Here is a 2,586-nt window from a genome sequence, read left to right on the forward strand (position 1 = left end):
GTCGAGCAGCCATTGGTCAGGCCATCATGGCCGGCATTACCGCCACTATGCGCTGCGCGAAGGTTCGGGCGGCGCCGGCAAGCAGCGCGGCGGCTTCGGTCTGGCCTACGAGGTCGAGATCCTGCGCGGCGATGCCCGCGCCTCCTTCGTCATGGACCATGGCCGCTTCGGCCCGCAAGGCGCGCTCGGCGGCAAGGATGGCGCGCCCAATACGGTGACGGTGTTCCGCGGCGGCGAGGCGCATGTGCCGCCGCATCTGTCCAAGGAGCAGGACATTTCCCTCAAGGCCGGCGACCGCGTGCGCGTCGGCACCCCGGGCGGCGGCGGCTATGGCGATCCGGGCGAGCGTGACCCGAAGCTGGTCGCCGAGGATGTCAGGCTCGGCTACTATACGGCCGAGCAGGCCAGGGAGATGTTCGGGGGTGATCGAGGATAAGTTCAAGTGCCGCGTCTGCGGGCTGAGCCAGTATCCGGACCTGCCCTGGGGTGAGGACGGTCGGCAACCCTCATTCAACATCTGTGACTGCTGCGGCGTCGAGTTCGGCTACGGAGACGATGGATTGGAAAACTGTCTTCGGCTTCGGCGTCATTGGGTTGAAGTCGAACGCTGCCGATGGTTCTCGCCCAGGGATCGTCCAGCCGATTGGGATCTGCCGGCCCAGATCAGAGGCATCCCGAAGGCGTATAAAAGCGATGACGATGAAAAGTTGATCAACGCCCAAATCGACGCAGGCGAGCCGCCGTTGCGCGGGCTATCCGCTTTGAGCGCGATCGAGAAGTCGACCCGTTAGTTGCTCGGCACCTCGGCGAGCAACTTGCTCCACCGAGGCGCTATCATAAGCCGGCTTCAGACGTCCAGATTGGCGACCGACAGCGCATTGTCCTGGATGAACTCACGCCGCGGTTCCACCTCGTCGCCCATCAGTCGCGAGAACAGCGAGTCGGCGTCGGTGGCGTCGGTGACCTTGACCTGCAGCAGCGAGCGCACGTTCGGGTCCAGCGTGGTTTCCCACAGCTGCTCGGCGTTCATCTCGCCAAGGCCCTTGTAACGCTGCATGGTCAGGCCCTTGCGGCCGGTCGCGAACACCGCGTTGAGCAGCGCCAGCGGTCCCGCAATGGTCTCGGAGACCTCCTTGCGGCGCAGCACGGGCGGCTCGCTGTAGATTTCGGCCAGGCGCGAGGCATAGCGGTCGAGCTGGCGCGCATCGGCCGAATTGATCAGCCCGGCGTCGAGCTGCACGAACTCCTTCACGCCGCGCACCGTGCGCTCGAACACATAGCCGCCGACGCCGTCATTGGAGGTCGACAGGCGGCCGGTCCAGCCACGCTCGGTATCCTCGGCGATCAGGTCGAGGCGCTTGGCGACGCGCTCGGCCATGGCGTTGGCGCGGCCGAGATCGGCAAGGACATCGGCGTTGAGAGCGCCGGCGATCGCCGCCTGTTCGACGACGCTGCGGTTGTAGCGCGTGTGCAACCCGTTGATCAGCTGGCGCACAGCCAGCGCGTCGTCGATGGCGCTATGCAGGTCCTGGCCGGTCCGCACCTCGCCGGAGCCCAACGTCAGCGACGCTTCCTCCAGCCCGGAATCGATCAGATATTCCTCATAGGCGCTTTCGTCCTTGAGGTATTGCGAGCTTTTTCCCCGCGTCACTTTGTAGAGCGGCGGCTGGGCGATGTAGAGATGGCCGCGCTCGATCAGCTCCGGCATCTGACGGAAGAAGAAGGTGAGCAGCAGCGTGCGGATGTGGGCGCCGTCGACGTCGGCGTCGGTCATCAGGATGATCTTGTGGTAGCGCAGCTTGTCTGCGTTGAACTCGTCCTTGCCGATGGAGGTGCCGAGCGCGGTGATCAGCGTGCCGATCATGTCGGAGCTCAGCATGCGGTCGAAGCGCGCGCGCTCGACATTGAGGATCTTGCCGCGCAGCGGCAGGATGGCCTGGTTCTGGCGCGAACGGCCGCCCTTGGCCGAGCCGCCGGCCGAGTCTCCCTCGACGATGAAGATTTCGGACTTGGCCGGATCGCGCTCCTGGCAGTCGGCGAGCTTGCCGGGCAGCGAGGTGACGCCGAGCGTGCTCTTGCGGGTGATGTCGCGCGCCTTGCGCGCCGCCTCGCGCGCCGCCGCCGCCTGGATCACCTTCTCGACCACGACCTTGCCTTCGCTCGGATGCTCTTCGAGCCAGGTGCCCAGCGCTTCGTTGACCAGGCTTTCCACCACCGGGCGGACCTCGGAGGAGACCAGCTTGTCCTTGGTCTGCGAGGAGAATTTCGGATCCGGGACCTTGACTGAGAGAACGGCCGTCAGACCCTCGCGGCAGTCGTCGCCGGTCAGTGACACCTTTTCCTTCTTGGTCTGGCCGGAAGCATCGCCATAGCCGGTGATCTGCCGGGTCAGCGCGGCGCGGAAGCCGGCCAGATGCGTACCGCCGTCGCGCTGCGGGATGTTGTTGGTGAAGGCCAGCACGTTCTCGTGGTAGCTGTCGTTCCACCACATCGCCACCTCGACGGTGATGCCGTCGCGCTCGGCCCGGATCGCGATCGGCGTCTGAATCAGCGGCTTCTTGACCCGGTCGAGATGTTTGACGAACT

Annotated in this window: 3 protein-coding genes; 2 read left to right on the forward strand and 1 reads right to left on the reverse strand. The window is 65.5% G+C overall.

Features of this window, described 5'->3' with window-relative positions:
- Together EN742_RS31285 and EN742_RS31290 are read left to right on the forward strand one after the other, a co-directional pair.
- The coding region (locus EN742_RS31285; RefSeq protein WP_189375685.1) for a hydantoinase B/oxoprolinase family protein at positions 1-436 on the forward strand (436 nt) is incomplete at its 5' end.
- Positions 423-791, forward strand: a complete 369-nt coding sequence (locus EN742_RS31290) for a hypothetical protein (RefSeq protein WP_210212578.1) — start codon at positions 423-425, stop codon at positions 789-791. The genes EN742_RS31285 and EN742_RS31290, both read left to right, overlap by 14 nt.
- A 56-nt stretch (positions 792-847) precedes the next feature.
- Here EN742_RS31290 and EN742_RS31295 read toward each other — a convergent pair.
- Positions 848-2,586: DNA gyrase subunit B (locus EN742_RS31295; protein ID WP_128333682.1), on the reverse strand; the 1,739-nt coding region annotated here is incomplete at its 5' end.

The organism is Mesorhizobium sp. M4A.F.Ca.ET.020.02.1.1, from assembly GCF_004022645.1.
Lineage (GTDB): Bacteria > Pseudomonadota > Alphaproteobacteria > Rhizobiales > Rhizobiaceae > Mesorhizobium.